The organism is Devosia sp. ZB163 (assembly GCF_028613635.1).
Lineage (GTDB): Bacteria > Pseudomonadota > Alphaproteobacteria > Rhizobiales > Devosiaceae > Devosia_A.
The window spans coordinates 1,566,053-1,588,637 of the sequence record NZ_JAQRMY010000001.1 but is presented as its reverse complement, the minus strand read 5'-3'; the positions used below and the strand labels follow the sequence as shown (position 1 = coordinate 1,588,637).

Genomic DNA, 22,585 nt, shown 5'->3' with positions numbered 1-22,585 from the left:
TGGGCGATTTTGGGACTGCGCCGCAAGGGGTGGGCACAATCTAGTGAGCGGCTACATGCCGGAGTAGTTCGGGCCCGAGCCACCTTCGGGCGGGACCCAGGTGATGTTCTGCGCCGGATCCTTGATATCACAGGTCTTGCAGTGGACGCAGTTGGCGGCGTGGATGCGGAAGACCGGTGCGCCACCCTCCTCGGCCAGCTCGTAGACTCCCGCCGGGCAGTAGAGGGGAGCCGGCTCGCCGTAGCGGGGGAGATTGTCGCGCACCGGCACGTCGGGATCGGTGAGCTTCAGGTGGATTGGCTGGTCTTCGTCGTGGCTCAGGCTGGCAAAGTACACGGAATTCGCCCGGTCGAATGTCGTCGTACCGTCAGGCGTCGGATAGGCCTTGGGCGTGACTTCCTTCTTCGGACGCAGTTTCTCGAAGTCGGCCTTGCCGTGGCTGAGGGTGCCGAAGGCAGATGCGCCGAACAGCGCCTGGAACCACAAATCGAAGCCACCGAGCAGCACCCCCAGATAGGTGCCGAAGCGGGACCAGAACGGCTTGAGGTTGCGCACCGGCCTGAGCTCGGCGCCAATGCCGGTGGCGAGCACGGACTCGTTGAGCCCCTCGAGCGTGTCGTGCGCCCTGCCCGCGCCGATCGCCGCGGCGACGCGCTCGGCAGTGGCCTTACCCGACAGGATAGCGTTGTGGATGCCTTTGAGAGCCGGAACGTTCATGAAACCGGCAGAACAGCCGATGAGGGCGCCGCCGGGGAAGGCAAGGTCGGGGATCGACTGCAGACCGCCCGACGTCATCGCCCGCGCGCCGTAGCTCAGGCGGCGGCCGCCGGCGAGCAACCGTGCGATCGCCGGATGCTGCTTGAAGCGCTGGAACTCGCCAAAGGGCGACAGCGTGGGGTTGTCGTAGGAGAGGTGCACGACCAGCCCGAGATAGAGCTTGTTGCCCTGCGCGTGATAGGCGAAGCCGCCACCCGAGGTCGCGTCGTCGAGCGGGTAGCCGAGATAGTGGTCGATGCGGCCCGCCTCATGGCGATCCGGTGCGATCTCCCACACTTCCTTCATGCCAAGGCCGTAGAGCTGCGGGTCATGGCCGTCGGCGAGCCCGAACTGGCGGATCAGCCCCTTGGCCAGCGAGCCGCGCGCGCCCTCGCCGATGAGCGTGTACTTCGCCTTGAGCGCGATTCCGGCGGCATAGGTGGACTTGGGCTGTCCATCGGCGCCGACCCCGAGGTCACCGGTGATGATGCCCTGGACGCGCCCACCTTGGCCGGTCAGCACATCGACTGCAGCCGTCATGGGGAAGATATCGACGCCCAGCGCCTGCGCCTGCTCGCCCAGCCAGCGCACGAGGTCGCCCAGGCTGACAATCACAGCGTCGGGCACCTTCATCTGCGGCGGGATCATGAACCCGGGAAACGGTATGTCGCCGGCCGCCGTAAGGAAGTGGAACGTGTCGCGGATCACGTCGGGACCGGCGGGGGCCCCCATGTCGCGCCAACCCGGCAGCAACTGGTCGAGCCCGACCGGATTCATCACCGCGCCGGAGATGATGTGCCCGCCGATCTCGGCGGATTTTTCCACCACAGTAACGGCGAGGTCGGGCGCAACCTGTTTGAGCCGGATGGCGGCGCTGAGCCCGGCGGGACCGGCGCCCACGATCAGCACGTCGGTCTCGAGAATCTCGCGGTTACCGGCTTCGGCCAATGGATAAGTCCAGTGCAAGGTAGCGGGGGAAAGCGGGCTGTGACATAACAGAACACATGTCCGAAAATCGACCGCTAAATGATGCCGAAGCCCGAACGGCGCTCGACTGGTATCGTGCCGTCGGGGTCGATTTCGCCGTGGGCGAGGAGCCGGTCGATCGCTTCGCGGCGTCTGCCGCACCCTCGCGCGCGCGCCCTGCCCCGGCACCGGTGTCGGAAGCCGCGCCCGCCCCTGCCGTCGCGATCTCGCTGACGTCCGACCCCACGGAAACGACCGCCCTCGCCGCCAGCGCACAGACGCTCGACGCCCTGCGTGCCGTGATGGATGCCTATGAGGGGTGCCTGCTCAAGAAGCGCGCCACGCAGCTGGTGTTCGCCGACGGCAATCCCGAAGCCGAGATCATGCTGGTGGGCGAAGGCCCCGGCGAGCAGGAGGACCTGCAGGGCAAGCCCTTCGTCGGCCGTGCCGGGCAGTTGCTCGATCGCATGCTGGCTTCGATCGGGCTCGACCGCACCAAGGTCTACATCGCCAACATGGTGCCCTGGCGCCCGCCGGGAAATCGCGAACCTTCACCCGAGGAAATGGCGCTCTGCGCGCCCTTCCTGCTGCGGCAGGTCGAACTGGTTGCGCCCAAGTTCCTCGTGACGCTCGGCAACGTGCCGACCAAGTCGCTGTTCCAGACGCAGAACGGCATCACGCGGATGCGTGGCCAGTGGCGCGACCTTACCGTCGGGAGCCACCCGGTCCGGGCGTTGGCGACACTGCATCCGGCCTACCTGCTGCGGACGCCGGCTTCGAAGGCCATGGCCTGGCGCGACATGCTGAGCCTCAAGCAGGCGATAGACGCCTGATCGACGGCGGCAGTCTACCAGCCGCCTCCGCCACCACCGCCGCCACCGCCACCTGAGCCGCCGCCACCACCGCCGCTCGAAAAGCCGGAGCCCGACGACGAACTGGGCTGGGCGGCGACCATGGCGGCGCTCATGCCGGTGGCGACCGAGGAAACCGTGTTGGCAAACCCGCCGGAACTGGTCGACCAGTTCCGGCCTGAGTAGAAGCCGGGCTGGTAGGTGCCACCGCGCGCATCGGCTACGGCGTTGCGGGCGAGTTCGGCTTCGAAGTGCTTCGACCACGGCTTTTCGACGCCCAACGCAATGGCATAGGGCAGGATGCGTTCGAAGCGCTCAACCGTCATCGGCGGCTCGTTGTCCATGTTCAGCCGGTTCTTCTCGGCCGTCTCCATATACATCTTGAAGCCATCGAGCTGGTCCATGACCTTGCGGCCCTGCACCGTGGGCGCGCGCATCAGCACGGCGAAGACGACGTTGACGAAGATGATCGAGGCGGCGCCGATCAGCGGGCCGTCCAGCCTCAAATCGGTGAGCAGGCTCCCGGCGGCGCCGAGCAGGTTGCCGCCGAAGATCAGGGCCCAGACGCTGACGATGATCTTCACAAGCACCGGGCTTTGCCAGAAGCCGCGCAGGATGCCGGCGAGCACGCCGATGAAGATCGCGCCCATCGCGGCAAAGACCAGCGTCAGCGGATCGATCATGTCGAAGATAACCATGCCCAGCAGCAAAAGCGCCGACAGGGCAACGCCGAAGACGATGTAGCCGGTGTTGTTGTTGAAGTAGACCTGCCGGTTCTCGCCCTCGATAGCGGCGACGAACTGGCCGCGCGTCTCGTTGAGCTTGGGCCCGGTCGTGGTGTTGACCGTTACGCTGCGCTGCGACTTCAGGTAGTTGAAGAGCAAGCGCTCGGCCGCGCCGAGATCGGCGGGCGGCTCCTGGCCGGTGACGGTGACGGTCAGCGTCTTGCCGGGATTGTCGATCTTCACCAGCCCCTTGACGCCCAGGTCGAAGATCGAGGCGGTAAAGGCGGTCCAGCCGCTCTTGTCCCAGCCCATGCCGTCGACATACTCCGCCAGCGCAGGCGAAAAGCCCTTGGGCGGGTGGAAGAGCGGGATGATCGTCCCCTTCTTGGGATCGCGACCCACCGAGGTCCAGGCGAGGAGGTTGTAGAGCAGCACCAGTCCCACGGCGATGGCGGGCACCACGACGTCGCGGTGATCGCTCAGCCACCAGACCAGCCGGTCCCAGCCCTGTGGCTCGGCGAGGATGCCCTTCTGGAACGACGCAGCGACGCTAAGGCCTTCGCCGGAGGCGAGCGGCCTTGTGGCGCGGAACGTGGCGGTGTTGTCGGAGGTGCGGGTGACCGTCACTGCCTGCTCGGTCGAACCGGGGCGGCCGGTGTAGCCGACGAGCTTGTCGATCACCGCGCCTTCGGGCAGGCGGATGGAGGCCACGGCTTCGTCGATGGGGAAGTTCCAGTAGTTGCCGGTGGCGTTCCAGAACAACTCGTCATGGTCCTCGAAGGTCCGCGCCATGCGGCTCATGGTGTAGCGGATAGTGTACTTGTGGAGCCCGTAGCTCAGGGTCACATCGGGGTCGCCGATGCGGATGCGCTTGAAGCCGGCGCCGATGTTCTCGAGCTTGTACTGCTCCTCGCGCCCGTCGCGCGTCACTGTCTGCACGTCGAGCGTCGAGCGCAGCCGCGAATTGTCGGGATTGATGAGGATGAGCGGGATGTCGCGGTAGATGCCGCGCCGGATCTCATAGCCCTCGGCCCGTACGACGATCGTCTCGATGACATCTACCGAGCCATCGGCGCGGAGCGTCACGGCGGAGGAGAACGAGGTTATGGCCTCGCGAGCGGTGGCCGGGAGGGCGAACAGCAGGGTGAGGATCAGCGCCAGCAAAACGCCAAGGCGGCCGGCCAGAGCCGACAGGGACGGCCCCCTCCCATCCTCCCCCACAAGGGGGGAGGTGAAGAGTCGAGTTTGGGGCGCGATCGAGCCAGATGCACCGGCAGGCACCTCCCCCCTTGTGGGGGAGGATGGGAGGGGGCCGTCTCTATGCATTTTGGCGCCCCTCGTCGCAGCAGCTAGAACTTCACCTGCGGCACGGCGCGTTCGGCCTCGTTGTCGAGCTCGAAGTACTCGGCTTTCTCGAACTTGAACGCGTTGGCGACGACGTTGGACGGGAAGCTCTCGACGGTCGTGTTCAGGTTGCGGACAGAGCCGTTGTAGTAGCGGCGGGCCATCTGGATTTCTTCTTCGACGCCCTGAAGCGCTTCCTGGAACTCGAGGAAAGTCGTGTTCGCCTTGAGCTCGGGATAGGACTCGGCGATGGCGATCAGCTTGCCCAGCGCGCCCGACAGCGCACCCTCGAGCGCGCTGCGCTCGGCGGGGCTGGCATTGGCGCCGGCGGTCGCGGCGGCGCGGGCCTGGGTGACGGCTTCGAGCGTCTCGCGCTCGTGGCTCATGTAGCCCTTCACCGTCTCCATCAGGTTGGGGATGAGGTCGTTGCGGCGCTTGAGCTGCACATCGATGCCCGACCAGCCCTCTTCCTTCAGCTGCCGCTTGGAGACGAGGTCGTTGTATACGAATATCGCATAGCCAACGACCGCGACGAGGATCGCGAGAATAATCAGGCCGGTCATGGAGCCCTCCGCAGTGCCGGGTCACCGCGGAGCTTGTCACCGCGGAACTGGGCCTTCAACTGAATTGCGCTGGCTGAACCGGAAATGAACGTGTTTCTGGAGGGAGTTCCGGTGCGTCCCTGATGTTCGAAATGAACCAAATATCAGTCAACGCCGCATCATAACTTGATTTCAGTTAAGGCTCGTCGTGATCCTCATCGAGGATCGGGTCACGCTTGTGCCGAGTGTGCCGCTTGTAGCCCTTTGGGTCCTCTTCGACCTTGGGCTGAAACTGGCCTTCACGTAGCGCGCGGGCCGCAACATTGCGCGGCGCGGTTTCCTTGCGCGTGAGCTTGACGGTAATCTTCTCGTCCTTGGCCATGGCTCAGGATAGCGCCGGAACAGCAGCTTGTCAGTGCTGCTTGAAGTACTGCACTTCGCGCTCGTGCTCTTCGGCCGCCTCGCGCGTATCGAAGGTCCCGAGGTTGCGGCGCTTGCCGGTCCTGGGGTCGGTCTTCCTCGAGTAGAGCCTGAACTCGCCGGACTTGAGCTTGCGGATCATTGGCATTCTCCTCGCGGGGGAGAACGTCGGGCCACCGTGTCCGTTCCGAGCTGCTACCGCTCGCTGAGGCGCGGCATCAGTTCCACGAAGTTGCAGGGCTTGTGCCGGTTGTCGAGCTGGGCGCGGAGGATGCCCTCCCAGGCGTCGCGGCAGGCGCCGCGCGAACCGGGTAGCACGAAGACGAAGGTCTCGCCGATCAGGCCGCCGGTCGCCCGCGACTGCAGCGTCGAGGTCCCGACGGTGGTCGAGGAATACTGGTGAAACAGCACCGAGAATCCTTCCATCCGCTTCTGGAACAACGGCTCGAGCGCCTCCGGCGTCACGTCGCGGCCCGAAAAGCCGGTGCCGCCGGTGGTGATGATGGCATCGACCCCGGGGTTCACCACCCATTCCATCACCTTGGCGCGGATCTGGTGGATATCGTCGCGCACGACGGCGCGCTCGAAGCAGTTGTGCCCGTCGGCTTCCATCAGCGACTTCAGCAGCGCGCCACCCGTATCGGTCTCAAGCGTGCGCGTGTCGGACACGGCCAGCACCGCGATCGAGAGCGGGGTGAAGGTCCTCGCAAGGTCCAGTTCGGACTTGAACATATTCTTACTCCGGCCGGGGCTTGTCCGACTTGTCGGTATCGCCGGGAGCATCGGGCTTGGGGTGCTCTGGCACAAGTACTACCGGCTCGATTGGATCGGGGACCAGGATCTCGGCCTCGCCTTCGGGAGCGGGCGGGGCCTTGGCGGGTGGCGTGCGCGGGATGTTGTCCTGGTTCTCGTCGGCACGCGGATCGAGCGTCACGGTGCCGGGCGATATCGGCTTTTCGGCGTTCATGGCGCGGAAGCGGACGCGACCCGTGGCATCGCGCACCGGCCTCACCTTCATGCGCAGGAAGGCCGTCACCGCCAGCGCGCCGTGGAAAGTCGCCGTGACGATGAAGAGCCCGACGGGGGCGATGACGTTCATCACCCAGCTGGCGAGTATCGGGCCGATGGCGAGGCCGATACCGAGGATCAGCAGCATGCCGCCGGCGACGCGGCCGAACTCGCCCTCCTTGGCGAAGTCGTTCGCGTGGGCGACGGCGATGGCATAGAGCGGGTAGGCGCCGAAGCCGTAGAGCCCGAACAGGATGAACATCAGCACCCCGCTGCTCGGGTTGAGCAACACCGTGATCAGCCCGATGAGCGCGGAAAAGCCGCTGAGACCGACGATCACCATCCGTCGGTCGATCCGGTCGGACAGCCGGCCGAAGGGCGTCTGCGCCACCGCACCGACGACGGCGGTGACGGCGAACAGATAGGCGAGCGTCGACGCGTCGAGCTTCTGCTCGAACCCGTAGACCGGCGCGAGCGTGCCGAACGTGCCGTTGGCCATGCCGCAGGCGAAGGCAGCGATCACCGCGAGCGGCGAAGTCTTGTAGAGCAGTACCACGTCGAGCCGGGCCGACGAGATTGGACGCGGTTGGGGCGTGGAGGTCAGCGCAGTCGGCAGCACGGCGCAGATGAAGGCGATGGCTCCGACCACGAACGGGATGTGGCCGTAGGTGCCGGTCACTGCCATGGCGAGCTGACCGACGGTCGAGGCGGCCATGTTGATGGTGGTATAGACGGAAAAGATGGTGCCGCGGCTGCGATTGTCCGCCACCTCGTTGAGCCAGCTCTCGACGATCATCGCCGCGCCGGCGAAGCAGAAGCCGGAGAAGGCGCGCAGCACGATCCAGCCGATATCCTGGATCCACAGCAGGTTGAGCAGGATCGTCACGGTGCCGATCGCCGCCATGATCGAGTAGGCGCGGATGTGGCCGACGCGTTTCACCAGCATCGGCACAGTGATGGAGCCGGCGACGAAACCGACGGACCAGCCGGTGCCGATAAGGCCCAGCGCCGTCAGGGAAAAACCCTCCTCGGCGCCACGCACCGACATTAGCAGGCCCTGCAACCCTCCTCCGAACATCAACAGGGCCGAGCCGATGAACAGGGCGTAGATTTTCAGGGCGGCGGACATGGGCGCTTTCTGCGTTCGCTGATCCCGAGGCGCTTGCCTATGGAGTCGGACCAAATTCGGGCAGGACAATCAAGGTCGTGCAATATTCTTGGAAGTTTAGTCTTAAGTTGGAGTTCAAGCGCGACCGCAGGGCGACGTTTCGCTTCTCATCGTCCCCAAAGTGGCCGTCGCAATGGACAATCCCCCCTGCCCTTTGCTAGTCCTCCCGCGCTCTCAACGCCGGTTTCCCAAATGCCCGAACTTCTCGTCGAACTGTTCTCGGAAGAAATCCCTGCGCGCATGCAGCGCAAGGCAGCCGAGGATCTGAAGAAGGCCGTCACCAATGCGCTGGTCGATGCGGGCCTCGTCTACGAGGGCGCCAAGGCGTTCGTGACGCCGCGCCGCCTCGCCCTGACGGTGACCGGCCTGCCGGCCCGCTCGCCCGATACGCGCGAGGAGAAGAAGGGCCCGCGCGTCGGCTCGCCGCAGCAGGCGATCGACGGCTTCCTCAAGGCGGCCGGGCTCGCCTCCATCGACCAGGCCAAGGTCGAGAGCGACCCCAAGAAGGGCGAGTTCTACGTCGCCCATATCGAGCGCAAGGGCGCCGAGGCGACCGAGATCCTCGCAACGCTCCTGCCCAAGGTGATCACCGGCTTCGAGTGGCCGAAATCCATGCAGTGGGGCAATGGCGGGCTGACCTGGGTGCGGCCGCTGCGCGCCATCACCGCCACCTTCGGCACCGACAACGACGAGCCGGTCGTCATCCCGTTCAAGTCCAACACGGTCGCCTCCGGCCAGACCACCTATGGCCACCGCTTCCTCGCGCCCGAGGCGATCCGCGTGAAGCGGTTCGACGATTACGTCCAGGCGCTCGAGAAGGCCAAGGTCGTCCTCGACATCGATCGCCGCAAGGAGATCATCAAGGCGGACGCCGACAACCTCGCCTTCGCGCAGGGCCTCAGCGTCATCCATGACGAGGGCCTGCTCGAGGAAGTCGCGGGCCTCGTCGAGTGGCCGGTGGTGATGATGGGGTCGTTCGACCCGGCCTTCCTCGAAGTGCCCGAGGAAGTGATCATCGCGACCATCCGCGCCAACCAGAAATGCTTCTGCCTGCGCGACGCGTCGGGCAAGCTCGCGCCCAACTTCATCATCATCTCGAACCAGATCGCCGAGGACGGCGGCAAGGCGATCGTCGCCGGCAACGAGCGCGTCATCCGCGCACGCCTGAGCGACGCGCGCTTCTTCTACAACACCGACCTCGCCCTGCCGCTCGAGCATGGCCTGCCCAAGCTCGAGGAAAGCATCTTCCACGCCAAGCTCGGCACGCAGTTCCAGCGCGTCGAGCGCCTGGTGAAGCTCAGCGGCGAGATCGCGCCCAAGGTCGGCGCAGACGCTGGGCAGGCCAAGCGCGCTGCGATGCTCGCCAAGGCCGACCTCGTCACCGGCATGGTCGGCGAGTTCCCCGAACTGCAGGGCGTCATGGGCCGCTACTATGCCCTGGCGCAGGGTGAGCCGGCGGCCATCGCCAACGCCGTCTCCGACCACTACAAGCCGCTCGGCCCCACCGACCTCGTTCCCGGCGAGCCGGTCGCCATCTCCGTGGCGCTCGCCGACAAGCTCGACGTGCTCACCGGCTTCTGGGCCATCGACGAAAAGCCCACCGGCTCGCGCGATCCGTTCGCGCTGCGCCGCGCCGCGCTGGGTGTCATCCGCATCGTCACTGACAACGAGCTCACCTTCCCGCTCACGGTCGAACCGGATCTGCTCAGCTTCTTCCACGATCGCCTGAAGGTGTCGCTGCGCGATGCCGGGGCCCGTCACGACCTCGTCGATGCAGTCATCGGCAAGGACAGCAACGACATCCTCGAGATCACCCGCCGGGTGGATGCGCTGAGCAAGCTGCTCGATTCCGAGGACGGCAAGAACCTCCTCGCCGGCTATCGCCGCGCCGCCAACATCCTCTCGATCGAGGAAAAGAAGGACAAGCGCAGCTACAACGAGCCCGTCGTCGAGGAGCAGCTCAAGCTCGATGAGGAAATCGGGCTCGCCGATGCCATCATGAAGGCCGATGCGGCTGTGGCAGCCAAGGTCGCCGCCAACGACTATCCCGGCGCGATCACCGCCCTCGCGACGCTGCGCCAGCCGGTCGACCGCTTCTTCGAGGCGGTGCTGGTCAACGATCCGGACGCCGCCGTCCGCGCCAACCGGCTCAACCTCCTCGCCAAGCTCCGCGACACGATGCGGCTCGTGGCGGACTTCTCGAAGGTCGCGGGCTAGACGACCTGCCCGAACAGCAGGCCGACGCCAAAGGTGACGGCCATGGCGATGGCGCCCCAGAGCAGCACGCGAAGCGCCGGCTTCACCATGCCGGCTCCGCCGGTCCAGCCGCCGAGCGCCCCCAGCACGGCAAGCGCGACGAGTGTGACCACCATCGTGGTCGGCAGCAGGGCCGAAGGCGGCGTCAGCAGCACGGTCAGCAGCGGCACCGCGGCTCCCACCGCGAAGGTGATGGCGGAAGTGACGGCCGCCTGCAGGGGATTGGCCGCCAGGTGCTCGACGATCCCCAGTTCATCGCGGCTGTGGGCGGCCAGCGCATCGCCGGCCATCAGTTCCACCGCCACTTGCCGGGCAAGACCGGGGCTTAGGCCGCGCCTGACATAGATATCGGTGAGTTCCTCGAGCTCGGCCCCCGGCTGATCGGCCAACTCGCGACGCTCGCGCTCGAGGTCCGCCTGCTCGGTGTCGGCCTGCGAACTCACTGAAACATACTCGCCGGCGGCCATCGACAGGGACCCAGCGACGAGCCCGGCAACGCCGGCCGAGAGGATCGCGGTGTGTCCCGCATTCGCTGCGGCGATGCCGACGATGAGACTTGAGGTCGAGACGATCCCGTCATTGGCGCCGAGCACTGCCGCACGCAGCCAGCCGATGCGCTCCATCGCATGCCGCTCGGTATGATGCGGAATTCTGCTCATCATCCACCTCCTGCCGCTGCTCCGGGCCCGGCGCCCGCCCCTTCCATTATCACATGAGGAAGCGCGCGGCCTGATAAGGCTAGAACCCAAAGGTGACGCCATCTCGAAGGTCGGCGGTAACTCCGGCGCCTCAGGCCGGCTCCCGCGCAAGGTCCATGAAGGCCCGCACGTTCAGCGTCAGGAACCGCTGCGCCGGATAGACGAAGAATACCGGGGCCGGCTCGGTGCCGAACTGGGGCAGCACACGCACCAGGGGCGCGTCCGGCGTCACCGCGTTGAAATCGGGCAGCAACCCGATCCCCGCGCCCCGCTGCACGAAGGCGCGGATCGTCTGCAAGTCGTCGGCGCTGATGCGGCTGCGCTCGGGAAGGGTGTAGCTGTGCCCGCCCGCGACCAACCGAAAGCTCTCAGGCATGCGCGAGAAGCGGATGATCTGGTGCCGCGCCAGGTCTTCGAGGCTGGCCGGCATGCCGTGGCGCCCGAGGTAATCGCTGCTCGCCCATAGCCCGAGGCTGCCCGACACGAACTTCCGGCTGAGCATGGTCGAGTCCCGCATCGGCCCGGCGCGGACCGCGAGGTCCACCCCCTCCCCGATCAGGTCCACCTGCCGGTTGGTGACGACGAGGTCAATGTCGGCTCGCGGATAGTGCTCGAGGAAGCGCTCGCAGAGCGCAGGCAGGACCGTGCCAGCAATATCGGATGGGGCCGTGATGCGGAGAAGACCCGACGGTTCGGAGCCGGCGGCAGCAAGCTGGCTCTCACCGGCCTCCAGCGCGTTCAGCGCCTCGACGCAATGGCCGAAATAGGCCTGCCCGGCCTCGGTCACATGCATGCGACGGGTGGAGCGCTGGATCAGCGTGACGCCCAGCCGCTCCTCGAGCCTCGCGATCCTGGCCGAAACCGTTGTGGTGGGCATGCCGAGGTCGCGGGCCGCCGCGGCGAAGCTGCCGGCCTGCACCACCCGAACGAACACATCGATGCCGTTGAGAACCATGGCCTATTATGCATGATCCTGCACGATGTCTCCATCACTATCCCGATTGTTGCATCAAACGGTATCCGTCATCTTCGCCCGAACGCGAGCGGATCATCCGCTCCACAATCAATGGACGCGAAAGATGGACTTCCTGACCTCTCTCGATTTCTGGCTCTGGGCGGCACAGGTCGCCGCCGGCGCCATGTACCTGATGGCGGGCGTGATGAAGAGCACGCAGCCTATCCCCAAGCTCGCCGGCATGATGAAATGGCCGGGCGACGTGCAGCCCGGCTTCGTGCGCTTCATCGGCGGTGTCGACTCGGCGGCTGGCCTCGGCCTGATCCTGCCGATGGCGACAGGCATCCTAACCTTCCTGACACCGCTGGCGGCGCTCGGCTCGGTCGTGCTGCAGATCATCGCCATCGGCTATCACGGCAAGCGCGGGGAAACCGGGCAGACGCTGGGCGCCAACCTGCTGTTGCTCGCCCTCTCTGCCTTCGTGTTGTGGGGACGCCGCGGCCTGCTCGGGCTCTAGAGCCCGAAGGTCACGTTGCCTTCAGCATCCATGGCGAAGGCAGGGTTCCAGGCGATCTCCCAGGCGTGGTCATCGGGATCGGCGACATAGCCGCGGAGTCCGCCATGCGGCGGGGCATCGGCCGGGCGCGTGATCCGGCCGCCGGCGACCGCGAGACGGTCCATCAGCGGGATCACCTCGGCGGCCGTGCGGACATTGTGGGCCAATGCGAACGCACCGGGGGTCACGAGCCCGGTGCGGTTCATGTCTTCCTCGAGCAGGGGCGTGAGGAACAGCCCCAGCACGACCCCGTTCAACTGGTAGAAATCGATGACGTCGCTCGTGTGAACCGGCGTCCAGCCGAAGCCTTCGCTGTAGAACCGCCTCGAGCGAACGAGGTCGGTGGTACCGAGGGTGATGACGGAAACTGATGCCTGCATGGCCAAGACCTTTCCTATCGCCGCTCCACTCTGGAGGGCGTTCAAGGTCATGGGACTCAGTCGCCACAGCGAAGGCCAGGACCGCCGAAGCGGGACAGGGCTAACCGCACCTGCCTCTCCTTTTCTGACCGGTGCAGGGTAGCGCGCGCCACAATCGGGTCAATCGGTGCAGAAAGTTATCCCCGCCAGTTTGTTCTTGTTCTGTTCTCGCGCAACTGGTACTCCTAACGGAACGTTACCGGGTGACGAGTCGCCGCCCGGACCGTTGGAGATGCACCATGCGGGTCACCGCGCCGAACTTCGAACAGCTGGAGCGCCTGAACGGCACGCGCGATGCCGATCTCATCGCGCGCCGATATGTCGACCCTGCGCTCAACCGCGGGCGTGGCGCGCAGACCAACAAGGGCAGCCGATACGACAAGGAGAGCCGCGAGGCCTTCGACGACGGCTGGGGCATGGTCGAGGACCTGAAGCCCTTCGAGACGATCGAACATGTCGAGCGCGCCCGCACCATCATCACCCGCAACGAGAGCCCCGACATCGGGTTCGACCGCTCGATCAACGCCTATCGCGGCTGCGAGCACGGGTGCTCCTACTGCTTCGCCAGGCCGACGCACGCCTATCTCGGCCACTCGCCGGGCCTGGAGTTCGAGCGCGACATCTATGTGAAGTCCAATGCGGTCGATCAGCTGCGCCGTGAGCTGGCTGACAAGCGCTACAAACCCAAGCCCATCGCCATGGGCACGAACACCGACCCGTACCAGCCGGCCGAGCGCAAGCACAAGCTGACGCGCGGAATCCTCGAGCTGCTGCTCGAGACGAAGCACCCGGTCACCATCACGACCAAGTCGGCGCTGGTGGTGCGCGACCTGGACATCCTGAAGCCGCTGGCCGAGCTGAACCTCGTCCGCGTGGCGCTCTCGATCACCAGCATGGATCACAAGCTCAGCCGGAAGATGGAGCCGCGCGCCTCGACGCCGGAGAAGCGGCTCGAGGCGGTTCGGCTGCTCTCCGAAGCGGGCATCCCCGTTTCCGTCATGGCCGCGCCGATGATCCCGGCGATCAACGACATGGAGCTCGAGCGCATCCTCGATGCCGCCGCTGCCCAGGGCGCACGCGAGGCACACGCCATCCTGGTGCGCCTGCCGCTGGAGGTGCGCGACATCTTCCGCGAATGGCTGCTGCGGCACTTCCCCGATCGGGTAAGCCACGTGATGGGGCTGATCCGCGATGCGCGGGGCGGCAAGGACAACGACCCGAACTTCCATACCCGCTTCGTGGGCGAAGGCCCCTACGCCACCCTGCTCCGCCAGCGGCTCGAAATGGCACGCGTGCGCTACGGTCTGAACAAGCCGGTGCCGGCCCTGCGGACTGACCTGTTCGTGCCGCCCAAGGTCGACGACGGGCAGATGAGCCTGTTCTGAGGCCTGTCGGGCAGACCGCGCGGGCGGGGCAGCCATCGGCGAAGCTGGGGGGTGTCGCCTCACTGCTGCCGTGGCCCGCTGCTAGTCGGTAACGATGAAGATCGACGGGCAATCCGATCAGGTCAGTGCTGTGACAGCGCGGCCGCTTGCGTCGCCGGCCCAACTGGCGATGCTTGAGGACATGCCTCCCGATTCGCGTCCCGTCGTCCCCACAAAGCCCACGCTCAAGTTTGAGCGCGCCGCGATCAAGCTTGGTGCGACGATCGTGTGCGGGGTGGACGAGGCGGGCCGCGGGCCGCTTGCAGGACCGGTCGTGGTTTCGGCGGTCGTCCTCAATCACAAGCGGGTGCCCTCGGGGCTTAACGACTCCAAGGTGCTGAGCGCTGCCGATCGCGAAGAACTCTACAAGGAAATCATGGCCAAGGCCGTAGTCTCCATCTCGGTGATGCCGCCGTCGGTGATTGCCCGCATGAACATCCTCCAGGCTTCGCTGTGGGGCATGCGCCAGGCGGTGCTCGGACTGACGGTGAAGGCCGACCACGTGCTCGTCGACGGCAACCTCGTTCCCAAGGACCTGCCCTGCGCCGCGCAGGCGATCGTGGGCGGCGACGGCAAATCGGTGTCGATCGCAGCCGCCTCGATCATCGCCAAGGTGACGCGTGACCGGATGTGTCAGATCATGGATTGCGAGGAGCCGCATTTCGGCTTCGCGAGCCACAAGGGCTACGCCGCGCCGCAGCATCTCGAGGCTCTCACCGCCCACGGGCCAGGCCGCCATCACCGCATGGATTTTGCGCCCTGCGCCGCGGCCCAGCGCCTCAAGGACGCGGGGATCGTGGCTGCCGACCAGGTGGTGGCGGCCTAACCTCTTTCTCCTCGCCCCCTCTCTCCCATTGCTCAAGCCACGTGACACAGCTGCACCGCCCGGCAAATGGGGGCAGTGGGGTGGTGGCGTAGCTCCTTACGGCAGTGGCCGACGCGTATCTCGTGCTTAACCTTCTGCTAACCGCGACGTTTAAATCCCCTTTAACCCTAACGCCTTACAACGAGTACCGTTAGTTCTGCGTCAGGGTTCGAGTAATGTTGCGTACCGCGCGTACGGCGGCTTCCGCCGATGCGGAGGGGACCTCGCTCCCCATCGACACCATCCTTGTTGGCGATTGCATCGCCCACATGAATGCCTTGCCGGCCGGCTCGGTTGACCTGATTTTTGCTGATCCACCCTACAACCTCCAGCTGGAGCAGGGGCTCACCCGTCCCGACCAGTCGAGGGTCGATGGCGTGGATGACGACTGGGACAAGTTCGACAGCTTTGCCCACTACGATGTATTCACGCGGGCCTGGCTGAAGGCGGCGCGGCGCATCCTGAAGCCCGATGGCGCCATCTGGGTCATCGGCTCGTACCACAACATCTTCCGGCTCGGGGTCGCACTGCAGGACCTCGATTTCTGGATGCTCAACGACGTCATCTGGCGCAAGGCCAACCCGATGCCGAACTTCCGCGGCACCCGGTTCACCAATGCGCACGAGACGCTGATCTGGGCCGCCAAGGACCGCAACTCGCGCGTCACGTTCAACTACGAGCAGATGAAGCAGGCCAATGACGATGTGCAGATGCGCTCGGACTGGCTGTTCCCCATCTGCACCGGCGCCGAGCGCCTGAAGGGAGACGACGACGAGAAGCTGCATCCCACGCAGAAGCCCGAGGCCCTGCTCTACCGCGTCATCTCGGCGACGACGAAGCCGGGCGACGTGGTGCTCGACCCGTTCTTCGGAACGGGCACGACGGGCGCCGTGGCCAAGAAGCTGGGCCGCCACTTCATCGGCATCGAGCGCGAGGACACCTACATCGCGGGCGCCCTGAAGCGCATCGCCTCGATCCGGCCGCTGACAGCGGCAGCAATCGAGACGGCCGTGCCCAAGCGGCAAGCGCCGCGCGTCGCTTTCGGTTCGCTGGTCGAGATGGGTCTCATCAGCCCCGGCACCGAGCTCTACGACGATCGCCAGCGCTGGAGCGCCATGGTGCGCGCCGATGGCTCGCTGGTTTCGGGCCAGCACATGGGTTCGATCCACCGGGTCGGCGCGCTCGTCCAGGGCGCGGAGGCCTGCAACGGCTGGACCTTCTGGCATGCCCGGCAGGGCAGCCGCCTCTCCCCGATCGACGATCTGCGCAGCCAGGTGCGCGCGCAGATGGAACGCCTTTCAGCCTGAACGACCTCCAATCTACCAGGCTACCTCGCCGCCGGCCCCGAAAGGTGCCGGCGGCTCTGTTTTGGGCCTACTCCACTCCGGCGGTCACCAGCACCTTGCGGAAGACGCTCGGCAGCGCCTCATTGTCGAGTTCGCGCGGATCGGCCCACCAGCCGGCGCTGAGTTGCGCCGTGTCGGCGACGTGTGCCGACCACACTTCGAGCTCGAGCCGGAAATGGGTGAAGACATGCACCACCTGGCCGCGATGGCGCCAGTCCGAGGGGACGGGCGGAGCCACCGGCCGGCGGTCCGGGGTCCAGTCTGAGACCGGCGTCTCGGTCATCTTGGCGAGGAGACCGGTGTCGGCGCGTGTCTGCAAGTAGACATCGCCGTCGGTGTCGCGCATCACGAAGGCATGGCCGTAGCGTGTCGGGCGGTCGGCCTTCTCCGGCTTGACAGGAAAGCGCAACGGGTCGGCCTTGGCGCCGAGGCAGGCGGGCTCGAGTGGGCAGAGGATGCAGGCGGCGTTGCGCGGCGCGCAGATGGTAGCGCCCAAGTCCATCAGCGCCTGCGCGAAGTCCCCGGCCCGCGCGGGCACGGCGGTCTGAACCGTGGCGCGAACGAGGTCCTTCTCGTCGCGCACCGGCACATCGAGGGCGATGTAGCGGGCAACCACGCGGTCGACGTTTCCATCGACGACGGCGATGCGCTCGTCCGCGGTGATCGCGGCGATAGCGGCGGCCGTGTAGGGCCCGACGCCCGGCAACGTCAGCAGCTCGGCCGAGGAAGTGGGGAACCGGCCGCCAAAGCGCTCGACCACCGCCATGGCGCATGCGTGGAGATTTCGCGCCCGGGCGTAGTAGCCGAGCCCGGCCCACTCGACGAGCAGAGCCTCGAGTGGGGCCGCCGCGAGGTCGGCGACCGTCGGCCAGAGCGACAGGAAGCGCGCGTAGTAGCGCCCGACAGCCGCAACCGTCGTCTGCTGCAGCATGACTTCGCTAAGCCATACCCGGTAGGGATCGGGCGGGACGCCCCGGGCGCGGTCAGCCGGGCTTACACGCCAGAGCAGCGTGCGGGCGTGCCGATCGTACCACGCGAGAACGGCGTCGGCATCGATCGGTGTGGGGTTTTGCGGGGCCGCGGCTTTTGACATGATGGCGGCAACAGATGGCGCGCGATCCCAGTGCGCGCAAGCGGCGTCGGAAAGTTGTTACCAGTGGCCGAGAAAACCAAAGCCAAAGGCAAGGAAGAAGTCCCGCCCAAGCGGCTCAACCGTGCCGTCGGCGCGGGCGAAGCCCTGGGCAAGGTGCTCGATCCTGCGCTCAAGAAGCGCGGCTTTGCCAGCCGTGACATCATCACCCACTGGGCGGCCATCGTTCCCGCGCCCTATGACCGCATGGCGCGCCCCGACAAGCTCACCTGGCCGCGCGGCGAGAAGGGAGCCGAGGGCGCAGTGCTGCACCTGAGTTGCCATCCCGGTCATTCCCTGGCGCTCGCTCATGAGGGCCAGAAGGTCGCCGCCGCGGTGAACCGCTATTTCGGCTATTTCCTCGTCGGCCAGGTCCGGCTCAGCGCCACACCGTTCGAGCTGTCGGAGAAAGTGCCCGAGACGGTCCCCGCCCTGCCGGAGGTCACACGGGCCCGGATCGGCCGTACGGTCGACCGTGTGCAGGATCCCGGTGTGCGCGAGGCGCTGCGGGAGCTGGGCCAGGCGATGGCTCGGAAGAAGCTTTAGCGTCGCCGCTACCCAATTTAGGGATGATCCTGTGGATCACCGAGGGACCCCCACCCCCAACCCCTCCCCTCAAGGGGGAGGGGAGCTTCCAGGCCAACGCGAAGCTCGATTGCTGCGACGGTCGCCTCCCTCCCCCTTGAGGGGAGGGATTGAGGGAGGGGGTGGTGCGGTGGATCACCTGTGCCGCCGAACCCGCCCCAGTGAGAGCCGCCCGTTCTCACCAACTGTTCATCGTGGGTTGAGCTTGTCCCCGCTAGCCTGGGCGCGATATAGGCCTTGCAACGAAGAACGGAGAAAACTCGTGGCCAACCGTCGCAACATCCTCATCGGCTCGGGCGCCGCCCTTGTCGCCGCCGCGTCGGGCACGAGCCTGTCGCTGCTGCTTGGCGCCACGGCTGCGCAGGCGCAGCAGATCGACCAGGCCAAGCTGATGGCGCCGGCCGGCAACATTCCGGACCGTCCGCTCGGCAACAAGGACGCCAAGGTCACCGTCATCGAGTACCTGTCGCCCAGTTGCCCGCACTGCAAGGTGTTCGCGCTCGACGTCTATCCGCAGCTCAAGGCCGAATACATCGACACCGGCAAGATCCAGTTCATTGCGCGCCCGTTCATGCGCAACGTGCTCGATGCCGTGGTGTTCATGCTGGCCGAGGCGGCCGGCGACGAGAAGTACCACGACGTCATCGACACATTCTTCAAGACGCAGGACCAGTGGCTGACCTCCAACGCGCCGAACGACGCGCTGTTCGCCGTGGCCCAGCAGCTCGGTTTCACCAAGGAAAGCTATGACGCTGCCTTGACGAATCAGGACCTGTTCGCCGGACTGGAAGCCTTGCAGAAGCAGGCTCTCGACGAGTTCCAGCTGCAGGGCACGCCGACGTTCTACGTCAACGGCAAGAAGCTGACTGGGGAAAACTCGTTTGAGGCTCTCAAGGCCGAAATCGATCCGCTGCTGGGCTAAAGCGCGCGCTCCTAGGGGCGCGCGATGAAGTTCACGCGCCTCAAGGTCACCGGGTTCAAATCCTTCTGCGATCCGACCGAGCTCCACCTGGAGCCCGGTCTTTCCGGTGTCGTCGGCCCCAATGGCTGCGGCAAGTCCAACCTTGTCGAAGCGCTGCGCTGGGTGATGGGCGAAAGCTCATACAAGGCCATGCGCGCCTCCGGCATGGACGACGTGATCTTCTCCGGTTCGGGCAGCCGGCCGGGCCGGAACACGGCCGAAGTCACCCTGGTGCTCGACAATTCCGATCGCACCGCCCCTGCCCCGCTGAACAATGCCGATGTCCTCGAGGTCACGCGCCGCATCGAGCGCGAGTCCGGGTCGGTCTATCGCGTCAACGGCAAGGAAGTGCGCGCCCGCGACGTGCAGTTGCTGTTCGCCGATGCCTCGACCGGCGCGCATTCGCCTGCCCTTGTCCGCCAGGGCCAGATCGGCGAGCTGATCGCGGCCAAGCCGCAGCAGCGCCGTGCCCTGCTCGAAGAGGCGGCGGGCATCTCGGGCCTCCATTCCCGCCGGCATGAGGCGGAACTGCGCCTGCGCGCCGCCGAGCAGAACCTCGAACGCGTCGACGACGTCATCGCCCAGGTCGAGCAGCAGCTCGAAACGCTGAAGCGGCAGGCGCGCCTCGCCGTTCGCTACCGCGCGCTGTCGGGCGATATCCGCAAGGCCGAGGCGACCCTGTTCCACATCCGCTGGATCGCCGCGCGCTTCAACGAAAAGGACGCCGAGGCAGCGCAGGCGAAGCTGGTCCGCGAGCTCGCCGAGGCCCAGCACACCGAACTCGAAGCGCAAAAGGTCGTGTTCCTCGCCGACAAGGCACTGGCACCGCTGCGCGAAGCCGAGGCTGCCGCCGGTGCCGCGCTGCAGCGACTGACCATCCTTGCCGAGCAGCTCGACAACGAGGCCAAGCGCGCCGAGGCGCGGCTCAGGGAGTTGGACGACCGGCTGAAGCAGATCGAGCAGGACGCGGTGCGCGAGCGCACACTGGTCGTCGAGAGCGACGAGGCGCTGATGTCGGCCGCCGATGAGAAAGCCCGTCTCGAAGACGAGGCCGCCGGCGAACAGCAGGCGCTCGAAGAGGCGCGGGCCATTGCCGATGTCATTCAGGACGAGGTCGCGTTAGCTGATGCCGAGTCGCGCGCCGCTGCCGAAGCACTGGCCCAACTCCGCGCGCGCCGGGCCGCCGCCGAGCGCAGCGTCGGTGAGGCCCGTTCGCGCGCCGAGCGGCTCGAAAGCCAGGTTGCCGAGGTGGTGCGTGAGGCAGAGCAGGTTGCCCGCATGCTCGGCGCCGATGCCACGCTCACGGCCAAGCGAGAAGCTCTGGAGGGCGCCCAGGCCAAGGCCAAGACGGCCGAAAGCGACGCCATCGCCGCCGAGTCCGCCGCCAGCGCGGCGCAGGTCGCCGCCGATGCCATCCGTCCGGCGCTGCAGCAGATCGAGGCGTCGCTGACCCGGCTCGAGGCCGAAGCGCAAACGCTCAACCGCATCCTCAACAGCAGCGGCGCCGGCAAGTGGCCGGCTGTCGTCGACCAGCTCAAGGTCGCGCCCGGCTACGAAACGGCGCTCGGCGCCGCGCTGGGGGACGACCTCGACGCCTCGACAGATGCGCGCGCGCCGCTCCACTGGGCGGGTGCCGGTGCAGAGGGCGACCCGGCCCTGCCTGCCGGCGCCACCCCGCTCTCGCGGTTCGTTTCGGGCAGCCCGCTTCTCGCGCGCCGCCTCGACCAGATCGGCATCGTCGAGGCCGCCGACGGAGCGCAACTCATGGCCCAGCTCCAGCCGGGCCAGCGGCTGGTGAGCAAGCAGGGTGCGCTGTGGCGCTGGGACGGCTTCATCGCCGCGGCCGACGCACCGACTGCTGCGGCCGAGAAGCTGGCGCAGCGCAATCGCCTCGCCGAGATCGAGGCCGAGATCGGCGATGTCCGGACGTCGCGCAACACCCGCAAGGCCGATGCGGCTGCCCTCGCGGAAGCACTTGCCACCGCCCGCAATGACGAGCGCAACCGTCGCGAGGCGTGGCGCCTGGCGCAGCGCGAGATTGCGGCGGCCCAGGCCGAGGTCGACAAGGCCCAGCGCGCCATCAGCGATCTCGCCGCCCGACAGGCGGCACTAGAAGAGACACGGGCCCGGCTGGAGGCAGGTCGAGCCGAAGCGGCCGCCGCCGTCACCGAGGCTGAGCGGCATGCGGCCGAGGCGGGTGACGAAACCGAGGCCGCCACCCTTTATGGGGCCAAACAGGCCGCCCTTGCCGAACTCCGCCGCAAGGCCGACGACGCGCGCCTCAAGCTTGGCGGCTTCGAGACGGCCGCCCGCATGCGGACCTCGCGGCTGAGCCAGATTGCCAGCGACAGCGCCGCCTGGACTCGCCGGCGCGAGAGCGCCGCAGCCCAGCTCGCCACGCTCGACAGCCGCACCGGCGAAGTTCGCGAGCAGATCGCGGCGCTGCAGGCCTCGCCCGAGGCCCTTGCCGAGCGTCGGCGCGAGCTCGATGCGCAGATCGCCACGGCGCGCGAAGCCCACCAGGGTGCGGCGGACGCGCTCAGTGTCGGCGATACCCGCCACCGCGAGGCCGACAAGGCCCAGCGGCTCGCCCACGATGCGCTCTCCGGCTTCCGCGCCGAACTGGCCCGGGTGGAGGAGCGCATCAAAGGCCTCATCGCCCAGCGCCACCAGATCGAACGTCAGGTCCACGAGACGCTCAACGTCGAGGCAGGACAGACGGCCCAGCTTGCCGGCATCAAGCCGGAGCATGCCCTGCCCCAGGAATCGCAGGTCGAATCCCAGGTGGAGCGGCTCAAGGCCGAGCGCGAGCGGCTGGGCGGCGTGAACCTCGGGGCCGAAAAGGAATCCGAGGAGGTCCGCGAGAAGCTCGACCTCATGGTCAAGGATCGCGACGACCTGATCGCCGCCATCGCCAAGCTGCGCGGCGGCATCCAGAGCCTCAACCGCGAGGGCCGGCAGCGCCTCAACGAGGCTTTCGAAAAGGTCAACGCGCACTTCCAGGAACTCTTCACGTCGCTCTTCGGGGGTGGCACGGCTGAGCTGCAGTTCGTCGAGAGCGACGACCCGCTGGAGGCGGGGCTCGAGATCATTGCGCGGCCGCCGGGCAAGAAGCCGTCGACCATGACGCTGCTGTCTGGCGGCGAGCAGGCGCTCACGGCGATGTCGCTGATCTTTGCAGTGTTCCTCACCAACCCCGCACCCATCTGTGTGCTCGACGAGGTCGATGCTCCGCTCGACGACGCCAATGTCGAACGCTTCTGCAACCTGCTCGACACGATGACCCAGCGGACCGAGACCCGATTCCTGGTGATCACCCACAACCCCATCACCATGGCGCGGGTCGACCGCCTGTTCGGCGTCACCATGGCAGAGCGGGGCGTGAGCCAGCTGGTTTCGGTTGACCTCAAGGGCGCTGAAGCGGCCGTCCGCCAGGCAAGCTGAGCCCGGCGCCATGCCTTCCGGCTACGCCTAAAGTATCGCAACCGTGACGTCTGCGCCCTACACGTGCCGCAATCGCGGCGGGTAGAGTCGGCATGACTCAATGTCACACCTGTTAGCGCAGCCATTAAGTCATTATATTTCAACGACTTACATGGCCAAAACCAACC

General features: G+C 66.7%; 20 protein-coding genes. 9 read left to right on the top strand and 11 right to left on the bottom strand.

The window, feature by feature from the left end; all coding sequences use genetic code 11:
• Nucleotides 1-51 precede the first annotated feature (51 nt).
• Nucleotides 52-1,704, bottom strand: coding sequence for an electron transfer flavoprotein-ubiquinone oxidoreductase (locus PRN20_RS07990; RefSeq protein ID WP_273956706.1), 1,653 nt, complete (start codon nt 1,702-1,704; stop codon nt 52-54).
• 56 nt (nt 1,705-1,760) lie between these two features.
• Between PRN20_RS07990 and PRN20_RS07985 the strand changes: the two genes are divergently transcribed.
• Complete coding sequence (locus tag PRN20_RS07985) at nt 1,761-2,555, top strand: uracil-DNA glycosylase (RefSeq protein WP_273956705.1); 795 nt, start codon at nt 1,761-1,763, stop codon at nt 2,553-2,555.
• Between the two features lie 14 nt (nt 2,556-2,569).
• On the opposite strand, the gene PRN20_RS07980 is transcribed toward PRN20_RS07985, so the two are convergent.
• From PRN20_RS07980 to PRN20_RS07955, 6 genes are all read right to left on the bottom strand, one after another.
• Nucleotides 2,570-4,462, bottom strand: a complete 1,893-nt coding sequence (locus PRN20_RS07980; RefSeq protein ID WP_273956704.1) for a DUF2207 domain-containing protein — start codon at nt 4,460-4,462, stop codon at nt 2,570-2,572.
• Nucleotides 4,463-4,647: 185 nt separating this feature from the next.
• Entirely contained in the window at nt 4,648-5,196 is a 549-nt protein-coding gene (locus tag PRN20_RS07975) for a LemA family protein (protein WP_273956796.1), read from the bottom strand.
• Between the two features lie 184 nt (nt 5,197-5,380).
• The gene (locus PRN20_RS07970; protein ID WP_273956703.1) at nt 5,381-5,566 is read right to left on the bottom strand and encodes a DUF7230 family protein; all 186 of its coding nucleotides are present in this window, start codon (nt 5,564-5,566) and stop codon (nt 5,381-5,383) included.
• A 30-nt stretch (nt 5,567-5,596) separates the two neighbouring features.
• The gene (locus PRN20_RS07965; protein ID WP_273956702.1) at nt 5,597-5,746 is read right to left on the bottom strand and encodes a hypothetical protein; all 150 of its coding nucleotides are present in this window, start codon (nt 5,744-5,746) and stop codon (nt 5,597-5,599) included.
• Between the two features lie 53 nt (nt 5,747-5,799).
• Complete coding sequence (moaB, locus tag PRN20_RS07960; RefSeq protein WP_273956701.1) at nt 5,800-6,336, bottom strand: molybdenum cofactor biosynthesis protein B; 537 nt, start codon at nt 6,334-6,336, stop codon at nt 5,800-5,802.
• Nucleotides 6,337-6,340: 4 nt separating this feature from the next.
• Nucleotides 6,341-7,741 (bottom strand): MFS transporter, encoded by a 1,401-nt coding sequence (locus tag PRN20_RS07955; RefSeq protein WP_273956700.1) that lies wholly within the window; start codon nt 7,739-7,741, stop codon nt 6,341-6,343.
• Nucleotides 7,742-7,972: 231 nt separating this feature from the next.
• Here PRN20_RS07955 and glyS point away from each other — a divergent pair, with 231 nt between their 5' ends.
• The gene (gene glyS, locus PRN20_RS07950) at nt 7,973-9,997 is read left to right on the top strand and encodes a glycine--tRNA ligase subunit beta (protein WP_273956699.1); all 2,025 of its coding nucleotides are present in this window, start codon (nt 7,973-7,975) and stop codon (nt 9,995-9,997) included.
• Here the strand turns inward: glyS and PRN20_RS07945 are convergent.
• Nucleotides 9,994-10,695, bottom strand: coding sequence for a VIT1/CCC1 transporter family protein (locus tag PRN20_RS07945; protein ID WP_273956698.1), 702 nt, complete (start codon nt 10,693-10,695; stop codon nt 9,994-9,996). The two genes, glyS and PRN20_RS07945, sit on opposite strands and share 4 nt — an antisense overlap.
• 130 nt (nt 10,696-10,825) lie before the next feature.
• Nucleotides 10,826-11,689: a LysR family transcriptional regulator gene (locus tag PRN20_RS07940; RefSeq protein WP_273956697.1), complete on the bottom strand. Its 864-nt coding sequence runs from the start codon at nt 11,687-11,689 to the stop codon at nt 10,826-10,828.
• 124 nt (nt 11,690-11,813) lie between these two features.
• On the opposite strand from PRN20_RS07940, the gene PRN20_RS07935 reads away from it, so the two are divergent.
• Complete coding sequence (locus PRN20_RS07935; protein ID WP_273956696.1) at nt 11,814-12,206, top strand: DoxX family protein; 393 nt, start codon at nt 11,814-11,816, stop codon at nt 12,204-12,206.
• Here PRN20_RS07935 and PRN20_RS07930 read toward each other — a convergent pair.
• The gene (locus tag PRN20_RS07930; protein WP_273956695.1) at nt 12,203-12,625 is read right to left on the bottom strand and encodes a VOC family protein; all 423 of its coding nucleotides are present in this window, start codon (nt 12,623-12,625) and stop codon (nt 12,203-12,205) included. The two genes, PRN20_RS07935 and PRN20_RS07930, sit on opposite strands and share 4 nt — an antisense overlap.
• Nucleotides 12,626-12,903: 278 nt before the next feature.
• On the opposite strand from PRN20_RS07930, the gene PRN20_RS07925 reads away from it, so the two are divergent.
• The 3 genes from PRN20_RS07925 to PRN20_RS07915 all read left to right on the top strand — a co-directional run bounded on the left by PRN20_RS07925 (nt 12,904) and on the right by PRN20_RS07915 (nt 16,260).
• On the top strand, nt 12,904-14,049 hold the full coding sequence (locus PRN20_RS07925; RefSeq protein ID WP_273956694.1) for a PA0069 family radical SAM protein: 1,146 nt from the start codon (nt 12,904-12,906) through the stop codon (nt 14,047-14,049).
• Between the two features lie 94 nt (nt 14,050-14,143).
• On the top strand, nt 14,144-14,914 hold the full coding sequence (locus PRN20_RS07920; protein WP_273956693.1) for a ribonuclease HII: 771 nt from the start codon (nt 14,144-14,146) through the stop codon (nt 14,912-14,914).
• Between the two features lie 215 nt (nt 14,915-15,129).
• Nucleotides 15,130-16,260, top strand: coding sequence for a site-specific DNA-methyltransferase (locus PRN20_RS07915; RefSeq protein WP_273956692.1), 1,131 nt, complete (start codon nt 15,130-15,132; stop codon nt 16,258-16,260).
• A 67-nt stretch (nt 16,261-16,327) separates the two neighbouring features.
• On the opposite strand, the gene PRN20_RS07910 is transcribed toward PRN20_RS07915, so the two are convergent.
• The gene (locus tag PRN20_RS07910) at nt 16,328-17,392 is read right to left on the bottom strand and encodes an A/G-specific adenine glycosylase (protein WP_273956691.1); all 1,065 of its coding nucleotides are present in this window, start codon (nt 17,390-17,392) and stop codon (nt 16,328-16,330) included.
• A 63-nt stretch (nt 17,393-17,455) separates the two neighbouring features.
• On the opposite strand from PRN20_RS07910, the gene PRN20_RS07905 reads away from it, so the two are divergent.
• The 3 genes from PRN20_RS07905 to PRN20_RS07895 all read left to right on the top strand — a co-directional run bounded on the left by PRN20_RS07905 (nt 17,456) and on the right by PRN20_RS07895 (nt 22,418).
• Entirely contained in the window at nt 17,456-17,974 is a 519-nt protein-coding gene (locus PRN20_RS07905) for a DUF721 domain-containing protein (RefSeq protein ID WP_273956690.1), read from the top strand.
• Nucleotides 17,975-18,275: 301 nt separating this feature from the next.
• Nucleotides 18,276-18,935 carry a DsbA family protein gene (locus PRN20_RS07900; protein WP_273956689.1) on the top strand — a complete coding sequence of 220 codons (660 nt, stop codon included), beginning with the start codon at nt 18,276-18,278 and terminating at the stop codon, nt 18,933-18,935.
• 24 nt (nt 18,936-18,959) lie between these two features.
• Nucleotides 18,960-22,418 (top strand): chromosome segregation SMC family protein, encoded by a 3,459-nt coding sequence (locus PRN20_RS07895; protein WP_273956688.1) that lies wholly within the window; start codon nt 18,960-18,962, stop codon nt 22,416-22,418.
• Nucleotides 22,419-22,585: the final 167 nt, after the last annotated feature.

Coding starts and splice junctions, on each gene's coding strand:
- PRN20_RS07985 (WP_273956705.1), top strand. CDS start 1,761: ATGTCCGAAAATCGACCGCTAAATGATGCCGAAGCCCGAACGGCGCTC.
- PRN20_RS07970 (WP_273956703.1), bottom strand. CDS start 5,566: ATGGCCAAGGACGAGAAGATTACCGTCAAGCTCACGCGCAAGGAAACC.
- PRN20_RS07965 (WP_273956702.1), bottom strand. CDS start 5,746: ATGATCCGCAAGCTCAAGTCCGGCGAGTTCAGGCTCTACTCGAGGAAG.
- moaB (WP_273956701.1), bottom strand. CDS start 6,336: ATGTTCAAGTCCGAACTGGACCTTGCGAGGACCTTCACCCCGCTCTCG.
- PRN20_RS07955 (WP_273956700.1), bottom strand. CDS start 7,741: ATGTCCGCCGCCCTGAAAATCTACGCCCTGTTCATCGGCTCGGCCCTG.
- glyS (WP_273956699.1), top strand. CDS start 7,973: ATGCCCGAACTTCTCGTCGAACTGTTCTCGGAAGAAATCCCTGCGCGC.
- PRN20_RS07945 (WP_273956698.1), bottom strand. CDS start 10,695: ATGAGCAGAATTCCGCATCATACCGAGCGGCATGCGATGGAGCGCATC.
- PRN20_RS07940 (WP_273956697.1), bottom strand. CDS start 11,689: ATGGTTCTCAACGGCATCGATGTGTTCGTTCGGGTGGTGCAGGCCGGC.
- PRN20_RS07935 (WP_273956696.1), top strand. CDS start 11,814: ATGGACTTCCTGACCTCTCTCGATTTCTGGCTCTGGGCGGCACAGGTC.
- PRN20_RS07930 (WP_273956695.1), bottom strand. CDS start 12,625: ATGCAGGCATCAGTTTCCGTCATCACCCTCGGTACCACCGACCTCGTT.
- PRN20_RS07925 (WP_273956694.1), top strand. CDS start 12,904: ATGCGGGTCACCGCGCCGAACTTCGAACAGCTGGAGCGCCTGAACGGC.
- PRN20_RS07920 (WP_273956693.1), top strand. CDS start 14,144: ATGAAGATCGACGGGCAATCCGATCAGGTCAGTGCTGTGACAGCGCGG.
- PRN20_RS07915 (WP_273956692.1), top strand. CDS start 15,130: ATGTTGCGTACCGCGCGTACGGCGGCTTCCGCCGATGCGGAGGGGACC.
- PRN20_RS07910 (WP_273956691.1), bottom strand. CDS start 17,392: ATGTCAAAAGCCGCGGCCCCGCAAAACCCCACACCGATCGATGCCGAC.
- PRN20_RS07895 (WP_273956688.1), top strand. CDS start 18,960: ATGAAGTTCACGCGCCTCAAGGTCACCGGGTTCAAATCCTTCTGCGAT.